This is a genomic window from Microbacterium sp. NPDC056736 (genome assembly GCF_042790415.1).
Lineage (GTDB): Bacteria > Actinomycetota > Actinomycetes > Actinomycetales > Microbacteriaceae > Microbacterium.
This window is the reverse complement of the sequence record NZ_JBHTZE010000003.1, coordinates 427,290-440,825: the sequence shown is the minus strand read 5'-3', so window position 1 is coordinate 440,825 and position 13,536 is coordinate 427,290. Positions and strand designations below refer to the sequence as shown.

Annotated in this window: 13 protein-coding genes and 1 tRNA gene; 13 read left to right on the top strand and 1 reads right to left on the bottom strand. The window is 72.2% G+C overall.

From position 1 onward, the window contains the following. Positions 1-214 precede the first annotated feature (214 nt). The 11 genes from ACFRAL_RS09380 (at position 215) to ACFRAL_RS09330 (ending at position 10,379) form a co-directional block, all read left to right on the top strand. Positions 215-1,441 (top strand): TadA family conjugal transfer-associated ATPase, encoded by a 1,227-nt coding sequence (locus tag ACFRAL_RS09380; protein WP_378882074.1) that lies wholly within the window; start codon positions 215-217, stop codon positions 1,439-1,441. Continuing rightward, a complete protein-coding gene (locus ACFRAL_RS09375; RefSeq protein WP_378882071.1) occupies positions 1,426-2,481 on the top strand; it encodes a type II secretion system F family protein in 1,056 nt (351 codons plus the stop codon). Before ACFRAL_RS09380 ends, ACFRAL_RS09375 begins: the two co-directional genes overlap by 16 nt. Positions 2,482-2,556: 75 nt before the next feature. Next, on the top strand, positions 2,557-2,784 hold the full coding sequence (locus tag ACFRAL_RS09370; protein WP_378882068.1) for a DUF4244 domain-containing protein: 228 nt from the start codon (positions 2,557-2,559) through the stop codon (positions 2,782-2,784). Continuing rightward, on the top strand, positions 2,784-3,116 hold the full coding sequence (locus tag ACFRAL_RS09365) for a TadE family type IV pilus minor pilin (protein WP_378882067.1): 333 nt from the start codon (positions 2,784-2,786) through the stop codon (positions 3,114-3,116). Before ACFRAL_RS09370 ends, ACFRAL_RS09365 begins: the two co-directional genes overlap by 1 nt. A 49-nt stretch (positions 3,117-3,165) precedes the next feature. After that, positions 3,166-3,483, top strand: a complete 318-nt coding sequence (locus tag ACFRAL_RS09360) for a helicase (RefSeq protein ID WP_378882064.1) — start codon at positions 3,166-3,168, stop codon at positions 3,481-3,483. A gap of 67 nt (positions 3,484-3,550) precedes the next feature. Continuing rightward, a complete protein-coding gene (gene topA / locus ACFRAL_RS09355) occupies positions 3,551-6,265 on the top strand; it encodes a type I DNA topoisomerase (protein ID WP_378882061.1) in 2,715 nt (904 codons plus the stop codon). Then, a complete protein-coding gene (gene tmk / locus ACFRAL_RS09350; protein WP_378882058.1) occupies positions 6,262-6,936 on the top strand; it encodes a dTMP kinase in 675 nt (224 codons plus the stop codon). The genes topA and tmk overlap by 4 nt, the downstream gene beginning before the upstream one ends. Before the next feature lie 80 nt (positions 6,937-7,016). Next, positions 7,017-8,213, top strand: a complete 1,197-nt coding sequence (locus ACFRAL_RS09345; RefSeq protein WP_378882055.1) for a DNA polymerase III subunit delta' — start codon at positions 7,017-7,019, stop codon at positions 8,211-8,213. Next, positions 8,210-9,778, top strand: a complete 1,569-nt coding sequence (locus tag ACFRAL_RS09340) for an alpha/beta hydrolase (protein ID WP_378882052.1) — start codon at positions 8,210-8,212, stop codon at positions 9,776-9,778. Before ACFRAL_RS09345 ends, ACFRAL_RS09340 begins: the two co-directional genes overlap by 4 nt. Positions 9,779-9,852: 74 nt before the next feature. After that, positions 9,853-9,925, top strand: a tRNA-Thr gene (locus ACFRAL_RS09335). 58 nt (positions 9,926-9,983) lie between these two features. Beyond that, positions 9,984-10,379: a hypothetical protein gene (locus ACFRAL_RS09330; RefSeq protein ID WP_336396729.1), complete on the top strand. Its 396-nt coding sequence runs from the start codon at positions 9,984-9,986 to the stop codon at positions 10,377-10,379. Positions 10,380-10,405: 26 nt separating this feature from the next. Here the strand turns inward: ACFRAL_RS09330 and ACFRAL_RS09325 are convergent, their stop codons facing one another. Beyond that, entirely contained in the window at positions 10,406-10,723 is a 318-nt protein-coding gene (locus ACFRAL_RS09325; RefSeq protein WP_378882049.1) for an EamA family transporter, read from the bottom strand. Between ACFRAL_RS09325 and ACFRAL_RS09320 the strand changes: the two genes are divergently transcribed. Both ACFRAL_RS09320 and ACFRAL_RS09315 read left to right on the top strand, forming a co-directional pair. Further along, positions 10,718-12,928: an efflux RND transporter permease subunit gene (locus tag ACFRAL_RS09320; RefSeq protein WP_336396727.1), complete on the top strand. Its 2,211-nt coding sequence runs from the start codon at positions 10,718-10,720 to the stop codon at positions 12,926-12,928. The two genes, ACFRAL_RS09325 and ACFRAL_RS09320, sit on opposite strands and share 6 nt — an antisense overlap. Then, positions 12,925-13,512 (top strand): isochorismatase family protein, encoded by a 588-nt coding sequence (locus ACFRAL_RS09315; RefSeq protein WP_336396726.1) that lies wholly within the window; start codon positions 12,925-12,927, stop codon positions 13,510-13,512. Before ACFRAL_RS09320 ends, ACFRAL_RS09315 begins: the two co-directional genes overlap by 4 nt. The last annotated feature ends 24 nt before the right edge of the window (positions 13,513-13,536 follow it).

Below are 13,536 nucleotides of genomic sequence, written 5' to 3'. Positions count from 1 at the left end.
CTGGCATTGCGGCGCCCGACGTCACCCCCCGAATTCGGGCCCGCGCACGGCGGCATCCCATTCCCCCCATGGGATGCCGCCTTCATTTTCTGGTCGGAAGGCGCCTCCCCCCGCCGGGCCGGAGTCTCCTCCACATCCGTCCACGCAGCATCGCCGTCCACCGATGCGGTGATCGCCGGGTGCGCGCGCCGCCGCGTTCCCTACCGTCGACGGCATGCCGGCTCCTTTCGTCGTCCGCCCCCGCTCCGCCTCGCGGGAGCCAGCGGGGCGGATGACGGATGCCGCGACCCGCTCCGCGCCGGCCGCCCCCGCCGGACGGGTGCCCGCCGTGGCCTCGTTCCGCGTCGGCGAGACCGCGCAGGACGCCGAAGCTGCCCCCGGCTCGTCGGGCGGGGCGTGGGTGCCCCAGCGGCGAGACTCTCGCGACGCCGCCGAGCGCCCGGGGCCCGTGACGACACCGCCGGAGCGCGGGCGTCCGGCGAGCATGCCGCCGAGGGAGGCGTGGGACCCGGCCCTCCTGCCGTTCGCGACCCACCTCGCCGATCCCGAAGTCACCGACGTCTTCGTCAACGGCACCGCGGGCCTCTTTGTCGACCGCGGCGCCGGCGTCGTCGCGGTGCCCGGCTGGCACGCCACAGAAGAAGAGGTGCGCGATCTCGCCGTCGACCTCATCGGCGCCGGTGGCCGTCACCTCGACGACGCTGCACCGTGTGTCGACGTCCGCCTGGACGGCGGCATCCGCGTGCATGCCGTGCTGGCGCCCGTCGCCCCTGACGGGACGATGATCTCGATACGGGTGCCGCGGGTCGGCCTGCCGACGCTCGATGCCCTGGAACGCACCGGGATGTTCGGCGACGAGGTGCGGCGGCACCTCGCGGGCGCGATCGCCGCCAGGACCAACCTGCTGGTCACCGGCGCGGCCGGCGCCGGGAAGACGACGCTCCTCGCGGCGCTTCTGGGCGAGACGCCCGACCACGAGCGCATCGTCACGATCGAGGACGTCGCCGAGCTGCGCATCGCGCACCCCCACCACGTCCGGCTCGAGGCCCGGCAGCCCAACATCGAGGGAAGCGGCGCCATCGGCCTCGCGAGACTCGTGCGCGAGGCGCTGCGCATGCGGCCCGACCGCCTGGTCGTGGGGGAGTGCCGCGGCGAGGAGGTGCGCGAGCTGCTGTCGGCGCTGAACACCGGTCACGACGGCGGCGCCGGCACCGTGCACGCCAACAGCCTGCATGACGTCCCGGCGCGACTGGAGGCGCTGGGCGCCCTGGCCGGGCTCGACGACCGCGCACTGGCGAGGCAGACCGCCAGTGCGATCGGGCTCATCATCCACGTCGAGCGCGGACCCGACGGCGTGCGCCGCGTCGCCGGCACCGGGCGCCCGGTCGTGGATCGGTCGGGGCGGCTGGCCATCGAGGAGCGGCCATGGGACGCGGAGTGACGGCGGCACCTCGCCTCGCCCTGCCGCACCGCCGCGAGCGGGCAGCGGCAGCGGGCGGGAGGCGCCGCCGCGGCGATGGACCACCCGGCGCGGAGGCGGACGCGGCAGCCGAGTCGGTGCTCCAGCTGGCGGTGCTGCTGCAGGCGGGTCTGGCTCCCGCCCGCGCGTGGGCGCACCTCGCTCAGGCGGGCGACGCCGCAGCCTCCCACGTCGTGGCGGCGCACCGCGACGGTTCGCCGCTGCCGGAGGCCATCGCCGGGATCGGCACGCCGGTGTGGCGCGAGATCGCAGCGGCCTACAAGGTCGCCTCGGTCGTCGGCGCGCCGCTGGCGGACTCGCTGCGGGGCATCGCCGTCGCGCTGCGCGACGCGCACGAGGCGGCCGACGACGTCCGCGTCGCGCTCGCCGAACCCGCCGGGACGGCACGGCTCATGGGCTGGCTGCCGCTCGTGGCCCTCGGACTCGGCGCTCTGCTCGGGTTCGACATGCTCGGAACGCTCATCACGAACCCGCTCGGCATCGCGAGCCTCGTCGCAGGCGGCATCCTCCTCGGGCTCGCGCGACGGTGGACGGGCCGCCTGATCGCACGCGCTCGCGCCGAAGGCGGCATTCCGGGACTCGACGCCGAGCTCGTGGCCATCGCCCTGAGCGGCGGGGTGTCGATCGATCGCGCCCACGCCGTCGTGCGGGATGCGCGGGCCGTCGGCCGGTCACGCCCCGTCGGCGCGGCCGTGTCCGAGAGCCGCGTCGAAGCGGCCGGGGCCGAGGGCCCCGGCGACCGCGCCGCTGCGGGAATGACGGCGGACGTGGCCCGCGTGCTGGCGCTCGCGCGGTCGGCGGGCGTGCCCGCCGTCGAGCTGCTGCGGGCCTCGGCCGCCCACGCCCGCCATCGGGCACGCGTCGACGGGCGCCTTCGGGCCGCGCGGCTGTCGTCGAGGCTGCTGATCCCGCTGGGCGTGTGCATCCTGCCGGCGTTCCTCCTTCTCGGCGTCGCGCCGATGCTCCTGAGCGTCATGTCGACGATGTCGCTGACGCTGTGAGGCCGCTGCCGCCCCAGCCCGGACGGCCTCGACACCCCGACCGTGCCCGCACAACCGACAACGAACGGAGACCCCATGTCCCTCTTCCGCACCACGCCCACCGTGCCGCGCCTCACGCGGCGTCGAGCCGAGCGACTGTTCCTGCCTCGGGAGGTGGACGACACCGGCGCGGCCACGGCCGAGTACGCCATCGCGACAATGGCAGCGGTGGCGTTCGCCGGTCTGCTCGTCGTCATCATGCGCTCCGACGAAGTGCGCGGCATCCTCACGGACCTCGTGCGGCGAGCCCTCACGGTGGCCTGATGAGAGCGCGGTCGGGCGACGACCGCGGGTCGGTCGTCGCCGAGTTCGCGGTCGCACTCCCCGCTGTGCTGGTCGTGCTCCTCGTGGGCGTCGGCACGCTGGCGGCGGCCTCGAGGCAGGTGCGGCTGCAGGATGCGGTGGCGGATGCCGCGCGCCTGAGCGCGCGCGGCGAGCCGGCCTCGCGCGCGCAGGACGCCGTGGCGGCCGTCGTCGCGGGTGCGTCCGTCGACATCTCACCGCGCGGCGACCTGGTGTGCGTGGCGGCATCCGCGCCCGCCCTGCTGGGACTGCGCGTGAGCGCCGAGGGATGCGCGCTGGCGGGTGGGCTGTGACCGGCGCGCTCGCCGCGGCGCGGGGACCAGCGTCCCACGGAGGCGGCTGATGCCCGGCGCGCTCGCGGCGGCCGCCGTGGCCGCCGGCGCGGTCGTGCTCACCGGCGGCCTGGCGGCGGTCGGCGCGGCAGCGGTGGCCGGCCAGCGGATCGCCGCCGCGGCGGACGCGGGCGCGCTCGCCGCGGCGGACTCGGCCTCCGGCGCCGTGCCGGGTGCGCCGTGCGATCGGGCGGCAGAGGTCGTCGCCACGTTCGGCGCGGTCGTCGAGACCTGCGACCTGGACGAACTCGTCGCGACGGTGGCGGTCTCGCTGCGCATCGGACCCCTCACCGCGCACGCGATCGCCCGGGCCGGGCCGCCGCCGTGATCCGGACTCACAGCGCTCGCACCGAGAAGCGGCGTGTATGGTTTGCGTCGAAGAAAGGACGCCCCCGTTGGCAGAAGGCAAGAAGCTCGTCATCGTCGAGTCACCGACGAAGATGAGGTCGATCCAGGGCTACCTCGGCGATGGCTACGAGGTGCTCAGCTCGGTCGGCCACATCCGCGATCTCGCGGACAAGAGAGACATCCCCGCTGAGAAGAAGCAGGCGTACGGGAAGTACTCGATCGACATCGACAACGGCTTCGACCCCTATTACGTCGAGAGCGAGCGCGGCAAGAAGACCGTCGCCGAGCTCAAGCGAGCGCTGAAGGGGGCGGACGAGCTCCTGCTCGCCACCGATGAGGATCGCGAAGGCGAGGCCATCGCGTGGCACCTGCTGCAGACCCTCAAGCCGAAGGTGCCGGTCAAGCGGATGGTGTTCCACGAGATCACCAAGGACGCGATCCAGGCCGCCGTCGGCAACACCCGGGAACTCGACCTCGCGCTCGTGGACGCGCAGGAGACCCGCCGCATCCTCGACCGTCTCTACGGCTGGGACGTCAGCCCGGTGCTCTGGTTCAAGGTGCAGCAGGGCACCTCGGCCGGACGCGTCCAGTCCGCGGCCACGCGCCTGGTCGTCGACCGCGAACGCGAGCGCATGGCGTTCGTGTCGGCGTCGTACTGGGACATCGAGGCGCTCGCCGCACCCAACCGCCCCCAGGGCATCGATGAGGCCTTCTCGACCCGCCTGACGCGCGTGGACGGTGCGGTGCTCGCCCGCGGCACCGACTTCGACGACAAGGGCCAGCTGAAGAAGGCCGTCGTCGTCCTCGACGAGACCCAGGTGCGCGAGCTCGCCGCCGCGATCGAAGCGGCGGGCGAGGCATCCGTCACCGCCCTCGAGTCCAAGCCGGGAACCCGCAGCCCCAAACCCCCCTTCACGACATCCACGCTCCAGCAGGAGGCCGGCCGCAAGCTCTCGATGAGCGCCAAGCACGCCATGGGCGTCGCGCAGCGGCTCTACGAGAAGGGGTACATCACCTATATGCGCACCGACTCCACCGCGCTGTCGACGCAGGCCATCCAGGCCGCGCGTGAGCAGGCGGTCGCGATGTACGGTGCCGCGTCCGTGCCGCTCAACCCCCGCACGTACCGCAACAACAGCAAGAACGCCCAGGAGGCGCACGAGGCGATCCGTCCGTCGGGCGAGACGTTCCGCACGCCCTCCGAGGTGTCCGGTCAGCTCGACCGCGACGAGCTGCGGCTGTACGACCTCATCTGGAAGCGCACGATGGCCAGCCAGATGTCGGACGCGAAGTACGAGACGACGACGGTGACCCTCGACGTCGCCGCGGGCGCCCGGCGCGCGGAGTTCACGGCATCCGGAACCGTGTACACCTTCAAGGGCTTCCTCGAGGCGTACGAGGAGGGCCGCGACGAGAAGCGCGGCGACGCCGACAAGTCCGACGACCAGTCGCTTCCGGCGATGTCGGTGGGCGACGTGCTGCGGCTGCGCGACGTGGAGCCCAAGGGCCACGCGACCAGCCCCAAGCCGCGCTACACCGAGGCGAGCCTCGTCAAGGCGCTCGAGGAGAAGGGCATCGGGCGGCCCTCGACGTTCGCGAGCATCATCGACGTGATCCTCAACCGCGGGTACGTCACCAAGCGCGGGCAGGCGCTCATCCCGAGCTGGCTGGCGTTCAGCGTCGTCCGGCTGCTGGAGCAGCACTTCGCCGACCTCGTCGACTACGACTTCACCGCGGCCCTCGAGGACGACCTCGACGCGATCGCCCGCGGAGAGCAGAAGCGCGAGGACTGGCTCAAGGAGTTCTACTTCGGCTCCACCGACCACGTGGGTCTGCGCAACATCGTCGACAACCTCGGCGAGATCGACGCCCGCGCGCTCAACTCCACGCCCATCGGCGAGGTCGCCACGCTGCGGTTCGGCAAGTACGGCCCGTACCTGGAGGTGCCCGACAAGGAGAATCCGGATGCCGAGCCCCGCCGTGTCAACATCCCCGAAGACCTCGCACCCGACGAGCTGACCCCCGCCAAGGCGCAGGAGCTCATCGACGCCCCCGTCGCCGGCGACCGCGTGCTGGGGGAGAACCCGGCCAACGGCAAGCTCGTGGTGGTGAAGGACGGGCGCTTCGGCCCCTACGTCCAGGAGACCGATCCGCCCGCGAACGAAGAGGTCGACGAGGAGACCGGAGAGGTGGTCGCCGCCGAGCCGGAGCCCGCGCCCAAGAAGCGCGGCGCGAAGAAGGAGGCGGCGCCGAAGCCCCGCACGGCATCGCTGTTCAAGTCGATGTCGGTCGACACCATCGACCTCGACGCGGCCCTCCAGCTGCTCGACCTGCCCCGCGTCGTGGGAGTCGACCCCGAGAGCGGCGCCGAGATCACCGCGCAGAACGGGCGCTACGGCCCCTACCTGAAGAAGGGCACGGACTCGCGGACGCTGCAGAGCGAGCAGCAGATCTTCGACATCACGCTCGAGGAGGCGCTCGCCGTCTACGCGCAGCCGAAGTACGGCGCCCGCGGTGCGAGTTCGGCTCTCAAGGAGTTCGAGAACGACCCGACCAGCGGCAAGCCGATCAAGCTGAAGGACGGCCGCTTCGGGCCGTACGTCACCGACGGCGAGACGAACGCGACGATCCCGCGCGGCGAGGACGCGATGGAGGTCACGTTCGAGCGCGCGGTGCAGCTTCTCGCCGACAAGCGGGCGAAGGGCCCCGCGAAGCGTCCCGCGCGACGCACGACCACGCGCAAGACCGCGGCCAAGAAGTGACGGCGGAGCACGCGGACACGCCGCCTGCGCCCACCGCCGGTCGCCGACCGGAGAAGGGGCTGTTCGTCACCTTCGAAGGCGGGGACGGCGTCGGCAAGACCACGCAGGCGGCGCTCCTGGAGGAGTGGCTGACCCAGGCGGGCCGCACCGTCGTGCGCACCCGCGAGCCGGGGGGCACCGAGGTGGGCGTGCTCATCCGCGACATCGTGCTGCACCATCGCGGCGAGGTGTCCGCCCGCGCGGAGGCCCTGCTGTACGCGGCGGACCGCGCCCATCACGTCCAGACGCTGGTCCGTCCGGCGCTGGCGCGCGGCGAGGTCGTCATCCAGGACCGCTACCTCGACTCGTCCGTGGCGTATCAGGGCGCCGGCCGTGTGCTCGGGCGCGATGAGGTCCGCCGGCTGTCGCTGTGGGCCACCGAAGGGCTCCTCCCCGACGTGACGGTCCTCCTCGACCTCGACCCGTCCGCCGCGCGGTCGCGCCTGGACGCCGACGACAAGCCCTTCGACCGCCTGGAGGCCGAGGAGGAGCACTTCCACGCCCGCGTGCGCGAGGAGTTCCTGGCCCTCGCGGCAGCCGAGCCGACGCGCTTCCTGGTGCTCGACGCCGCGCTGCCCGCGGCCGACCTGGCCGCCGCCGTGCGCACCCGCGTCGAGACGCTGCTCCACTGACCATCGGCTCGGTGCCGGAGGTCCGCGTCGGACGCGGCGACCGGGGCTTCGCGTCGGAGGCGGCGGTTAGGCTGGGCGGGATGGATGCCGCGACCCAGCCCGCCGCCGCAGGCGCTCCCGATGCGCGCGACGCCGCGGACCTGGGCGTGCCGTGGCGCGAGGTGTGGGGGCAGGACGCCGCGGTGGCGACGCTGCGGGAGGCGGCATCCGACCCCGCATCGATGACCCACGCGTGGCTCATCACCGGCCCGCCCGGCTCGGGCCGCTCGATCCTCGCGCACGCGTTCGCCGCCGCCCTCATCGCCGAGCCCGGCGACGAGCGCGCGATGCAGCAGGTCCTCGCGGGCACGCACCCCGACCTCACCGCACTGCGCACCGAGGGCGTCATCATCTCGATCAAGGACGCGCGCGCGCTCGTGGAGCGGTCGTACTTCGCCCCCTCGCTCGGCCGCTATCGCGTCATCGTCATGGAAGACGCCGATCGCATGGCGGAGCGCACCTCCAACGTGCTGCTGAAGGCCCTCGAAGAGCCGCCCGAGCGCACGGTGTGGGTGCTGTGCGCGCCGAGCGACGCCGACCTCCTGCCCACGATCCGCTCGCGCGTGCGCACGCTGCGCCTGCGCGAACCCGACGTCGACGACGTCGCAGAGCTCATCGTCCGGCGCAGTGGCGCCGATCCCGCGATCGCCGAGCAGTCCGCCCGGCATGCGCAGCGGCACATCGGCATGGCGCAGCGTCTGGCGACGGATGCCGCGGCCCGCGCCCGCCGCGACGCGACCCTGCGCGGTGTGCTGGGCGTACGGGGTGTGGGCGACGCCGTCGAGGTGGCGGGCGCCATCGTCGCCGCGGCGGCCGACGACGCCAAAGCGCTCACCGCCGAGCGCAACGAGGCCGAGCGCGCGACGCTCCTGCGCACGCTCGGCATCGCCGAGGGCGCGGCCGTGCCGCCTGCGGTGCGGTCGCAGCTGTCGGCCCTCGAGGACGAGCAGAAGCGCCGCGCGACACGCAGTCTGCGCGACGGGATCGACCGGGTCCTCACCGACCTCGAATCGATGTTCCGCGACACCCTCATGCTGCAGTTCGGCCGCGAGGGCGACCTCATCAACCGCGAGCTCGAATCCGAGCTCCGTGCGCTGGCGGCCGCATGGACGCCGGAGCGCACGCTCGCCGTCGTCGACCGGATCGCGGCGACGCGGGAGAACCTCGAACTCAACGCCGCCCCCGTGCTCGCCCTCGAGAGCATGCTCATCACCGTCGCCAGCGGAAGGACCCCGTGACCCGCACCCGCCCCCGCCCTCGGTCCCGGAGCCTGTCGAAGGGCGCCACGGTCCTCGCCGGCCTCGTCGCGGCCGCCCTCGCGCTGAGCGGCTGCCTCTACGCGACCATCCCCGATGCGACGCCGCGGCCGGCGACCAGCGAGTCGCCCGATGTCGCCGGGGTGGCGCCCGAGCTGCTTCCCTTCTACTCGCAGACGCTCGACTGGACCGCGTGCGACGACTTCGACTGCACCACGGTGACGGCGCCGCTGGACTGGGCGGACCCCACGAAGGGCGAGATCGAGCTGGCCATCATCCGCAGCCGCGCCGAGGGCGCGGGCGAGCCGATCGGCTCGCTGCTGACGAACCCGGGCGGACCCGGGGCGAGCGGCGTCTCGCTGGTGCGGGACTCGGTGGCCTTCGCAGTGAGCGACCCCGTGCGCCAGGAGTTCCACACGATCGGGTTCGACCCCCGCGGGGTCGGGGAGTCGACGGCGGTGACCTGCTACGACGACACCGACATGGACGCCTACCTGTTCGACATCCCGGAAGGCGAGCGCGGCTCCGAGGCCTGGACGGACGAGCTTCTTGCGGCCCACACGGACTTCGCCGAGGCGTGCGAGGCGAACAGCGACGGCATCCTGCCGTACATCACCACCGAGAACGCCGCCCGCGACATGGATCTGATCCGCGCGGTGCTCGGCGACACCGAGCTGAATTACCTCGGCTACTCCTATGGCACCTTCCTGGGAGCGACCTACGCCAAGCTGTTCCCCGACAAGGTGGGGCGCCTCGTGCTCGACGGCGCCATCGATCCGTCGATCCCCGGGATCGACGTGGGCCTCACCCAGGGTCTCGGCTTCGAGTCTGCGCTGCGGGCGTACATGGCCGACTGCATCCAGGACGACGAGTGTCCCTTCCGAGGGACGGTGGACGAGGCGATGGCCGACCTCGGCACGCTCCTGGCCGCGGTCGACCGCGATCCGCTGCCGGGCGCCGACGGCCGCCTGCTGGGCGCCGACACGCTCATGACCGCGATCGTCGCAGCGCTGTACTCGCCCGACAGCTGGAGCTTCCTGACGTTCGCGCTGGCTGAGACGCTTGCCGGCGATCCCGCCGCGGCCTTCCAGCTCGCCGACATCTACTACGACCGCGAGGACGGCACGTACCTCAACAATCAGACCGAGGCCTTCCGGGCGTACAACTGCATGGACTACCCGGTGGACGCGACACCGGAGGCCGAGGCCGCGGCGGAGGCCCTGCTCGCCGCCGAGGCGCCGACGATCGCGCCGTACTGGGAGGGCCCCGATCCGTGCGAGGTCTGGCCGTACCCGGCCACCGGCGTCCGCGAGCCCATCGCCGCCGAGGGCGCCGCGCCCATCGTCGTGGTCGGCACCACCAACGATCCGGCGACACCGTACGAGTGGTCGGTATCGCTTGCCGATCAGCTCTCGTCGGGTGTGCTCGTGACGCGCGTGGGCGAGGGGCACACCGGCTACAACAAGGGCAACAGCTGCGTCGACGCCGCGGTCGAGACCTATCTCCTCGAGGGCACGCCTCCCGAGGACGGTCTGCGGTGCGAGTGAGACGAGGGCCGTGGTTCGCGAGCACCCGCCGGAGGCTGTAAGATCGTTGCTTGTGCATCGCGCAAGCGGGGCGCGCCACCTTAGCTCAGTCGGCAGAGCGATTCACTCGTAATGAATAGGTCAAGGGTTCGATTCCCTTAGGTGGCTCAGAACCGGAAGCGGCCGCCGCGGCGGCCGTTTTCCGTATCCGAAGGACGGTGGTGCGGTGCCCCAGGCGATCGACGCCCTCGCCGAGATCTTCTCGTGGATCGGCTTCGGCCTGGGCGCCCTGCTCGCGGGCGTGGCGCTCATCATGTACCTCTTCGACGGCACGTGGGTCCCGGCGCGCGCCGTCGTCGAGGAGTCGCCGCACGGACGCGTCGCCCGCTGGTTCGACGACGAAGGCGGAGTGGGCGAGGCCCACCTCACCCACGAGCAGGAGCACGAGATCGGCGACGCCGACACGGCGGACGTGTTCGTGCGACGGGGGTCCCTCGACCGGATGCGGCTGACCCAGGGTTCGCCTGCCGTGCGGGCGGTGGCGCGGCTGGCGATGGGCCTGCTCGGCCTCGGCGTGGTCGCGCTGGCCACGTCGCTGATCATGCTGTTCGTCCGCGGCTGAGCCCGGGTGCGCCCGACCTGCGGGCGTCACGCGATCGCGAGCAGACCGCCGGCCGTCAACGCGAGTCCCAGCCCCACCCACTGAACCGCGGCGACGCGCTCGCGCAGCACGACGGAGGCCAGGATGATGGTGCCGGCCGGATACAGGGCGGTGAGCGCCGACACGACGGCGAGGTCCCCCGTTCTCAGCGCGAGCAGGATGAGCGCATTGGCCGCCGCATCGCGCCGTAGGTCAGCGCGCCGAGGAGGGCGACGGCGGCGGGCAGCATCGTGAATCAGCTTAGAAGCGTGGACTCGTACGGGTCGCAGCAAACTTATTTCGCTAGATAGGCTAGCGATATGCACGTCCAGAAGGAAGCTCGCCGCGGTCCCTCCCGCTGGCTGCGCATCGGCATCCCGGTGCTCCTCACCCTCATCTGGCTGGCGGCCGGTTCGATCGGCGGGCCCTACTTCGGCAAGGTCGACGAGGTGTCCTCCAATGACCGTTCGACGTTCCTGCCCGAGAGCGCCGACGCCACCAAGGTCAACGAGCGGCTCGCCGACTTCCTGGGCGAGGAGAGCATCCCTGCGGTGATCGTCGTCACCGGAGAAGGCGAGCTGACCGAGGACGAGATCGCGCAGGTGCAGTCCGTCGTCGACGACATCGCCGCCCTCGACGCCGTCGCCGGTGACGTCTCACCGCCCGTTCCCTCGGACGACGGTGAGGCCGTGCAGATCTTCGTGCCCATCGACTCCTCGGCCGAGGTCGGGGAGACCGTCGACGAGATGCGCACGCTGCTCTCCGAGAACCTGCCCGAGGGCCTCGAGGGCTGGGTCACTGGTCCCGCGGGCTTCACCGCCGACCTCGCGGAGGGCTTCCTCGGCATCGACGGGCTGCTGCTGGCCGTCGCGCTCATCGCCGTCTTCCTGATCCTGGTGGTGGTGTACCGCTCGCCGCTGCTGCCCGTCCTCGTGCTGTCGACCTCCGTCTTCGCGCTCTGTGCGGCCCTGCTGACGGTGTGGTGGCTCGCCTACGCGGGCATCGTCGTGCTCAACGGGCAGGTGCAGGGCATCCTCTTCATCCTCGTGATCGGCGCGGCGACCGACTACGCATTGCTGTACGTCGCCCGGTTCCGCGAGGCGATCGCCGCCGGGATGGGGAAGTGGGATGCCACGCTGGCGGCGTGGCGTGGATCGTTCGAGCCCATCCTCGCCTCGGGCGGCACCGTGATCGCGGGTCTGCTGTGCCTCCTGCTGTCGGACCTCGCCACCAACCGGGCGCTGGGCCCGATCGCATCGATCGGCATCGCCTTCTCGGTGCTGTCGGCGCTGACGTTCCTGCCCGCACTGCTGGCGCTGTGCGGACGCGCGGCATTCTGGCCGTTCATCCCCAAGGAACCGCTCGCGACCATCCCCGAGGACCTCACTCAGCCGGTGAAGGGTCTGTGGCCGCGGCAGGCGCGCTTCGTCGCCCGCAACGCGCGGACGGTGTGGATCGCCTGCACGATCGTGCTGCTGGCCGGCGCCTTCGGCATCACGCAGCTCAAAGCCGACGGCGTCTCCACGAGCGAGCTCGTGCTGGGAGCCTCGGAGGCCCGCGACGGCCAGGAGGTGCTCGCCGAGCACTTCCCGGCGGGTTCGGGATCGCCGGTGTACGTCATCGTGCCCGAGGGCGACCTGGCCGACACCGCGCAGGTGCTGGAGGATGCCGACGGAATCGACTCGGTCGCCGTCGCCTCGGAGGAATCGCCCACCGGTCAGGCCGCGGTGACCGTCGAGGACGGCGAGGCGGTGCTCACCGCGGTCGGTCCGCCCGGCACGCCGGCGCCGGAGGCGACCGTCGCGGACGGCGACGTGCTCGTGATCGGGACGCTGACGGATGCCGCGGACTCCGTCGCCGCCGAGGACCAGGTTCGCGAACTCCGCGCCGACCTCGACGAGACGCTCGGCGCCGGTACGGCGATCGTCGGAGGCGAGACCGCCACCGACATCGACACCAACGACACGTCCACCCGCGATCGCAGCGTCATCATCCCGGTCGTGCTCGTCGTGATCCTCCTGATCCTGATGCTGCTGCTGCGCTCGGTGCTGGCCCCCGTGCTGCTCATCGCCACCGTCATCCTGTCGTTCGCGACGGCGCTGGGGGTGAGCGCCCTCGTCTTCAACAACGTCTTCGGATTCCCCGGAGCCGACCCGGCGGTGCCGCTCTTCGGCTTCGTGTTCCTGGTGGCGCTCGGCGTGGACTACAACATCTTCCTGATGTCGCGCGTGCGCGAGGAGTCGCTGGTCCACGGCACGCGGCCGGGCATCCTGCGTGGCCTCGTGGCGACAGGCGGCGTCATCACGTCGGCGGGACTGGTGCTCGCGGCGACGTTCGCGGCGCTCGGCGTCATCCCGATCCTGTTCCTCGCGCAGATCGCCTTCATCGTCGCCTTCGGCGTGCTGCTGGACACCTTCATCGTGCGCTCGCTGCTGGTGCCGGCGCTCTCGTACGACATCGGCAGGGCGATCTGGTGGCCCTCGAAGCTCTGGCGGCGCGGTCCGGAGGACCGGCGTACGCTCGAACCATGAGCAAGGCGCTGTTCATCGTCGACGTCCAGAACGACTTCACCGAGGGGGGTGCGCTCGGAGTGGAAGGCGGTGACGCCGTCGCGCAGCGCATCACCGAGTTCCTCGTCACCCACGCCGAGGACTACGCCGTGATCGTCGCTTCGCGTGACTGGCACCACGCCGAGGGCGACAACGGGGGGCACTTCCACTCGGAGCCCGACTTCGTCGACACGTGGCCGGTGCACTGCGTGGGCGGCACCGAGGGGGCGGAGTACGACCCGGGGTTCGACACGTCGGCGGTGACGCACCACGTCAAGAAGGGGCAGGGCGTGCCGGCGTACTCGCTGTTCGAAGGCACGACCGACGACGGCGAGACGGTCGCGCACCTGCTCGAGGAGAACGGCGTGGTGGACGTCGACATCGCCGGCATCGCGACCGACTACTGCGTGCGCGCGTCGGCACTCGACGCGATCGAGCACGGACGGCACGTGCGCATCCTCACCGACCTCGTCGCGGGCGTCGCCGCCGAATCCAGCGACGCGGCCCTGGCCGAGTTGGCGCACGCGGGAGCCGAGCTGGCGGAATCCGGTCTCACCGGGCGGTAGGTGACCCGGCGTCTGGCGGGCGGC

Coding starts and splice junctions, on each gene's coding strand:
- ACFRAL_RS09365 (WP_378882067.1), top strand. CDS start 2,784: ATGAGAGCGCGGTCGGGCGACGACCGCGGGTCGGTCGTCGCCGAGTTC.
- ACFRAL_RS09320 (WP_336396727.1), top strand. CDS start 10,718: ATGCACGTCCAGAAGGAAGCTCGCCGCGGTCCCTCCCGCTGGCTGCGC.
- ACFRAL_RS09375 (WP_378882071.1), top strand. CDS start 1,426: ATGGGACGCGGAGTGACGGCGGCACCTCGCCTCGCCCTGCCGCACCGC.
- ACFRAL_RS09370 (WP_378882068.1), top strand. CDS start 2,557: ATGTCCCTCTTCCGCACCACGCCCACCGTGCCGCGCCTCACGCGGCGT.
- ACFRAL_RS09345 (WP_378882055.1), top strand. CDS start 7,017: ATGGATGCCGCGACCCAGCCCGCCGCCGCAGGCGCTCCCGATGCGCGC.
- ACFRAL_RS09380 (WP_378882074.1), top strand. CDS start 215: ATGCCGGCTCCTTTCGTCGTCCGCCCCCGCTCCGCCTCGCGGGAGCCA.
- ACFRAL_RS09315 (WP_336396726.1), top strand. CDS start 12,925: ATGAGCAAGGCGCTGTTCATCGTCGACGTCCAGAACGACTTCACCGAG.
- ACFRAL_RS09360 (WP_378882064.1), top strand. CDS start 3,166: ATGCCCGGCGCGCTCGCGGCGGCCGCCGTGGCCGCCGGCGCGGTCGTG.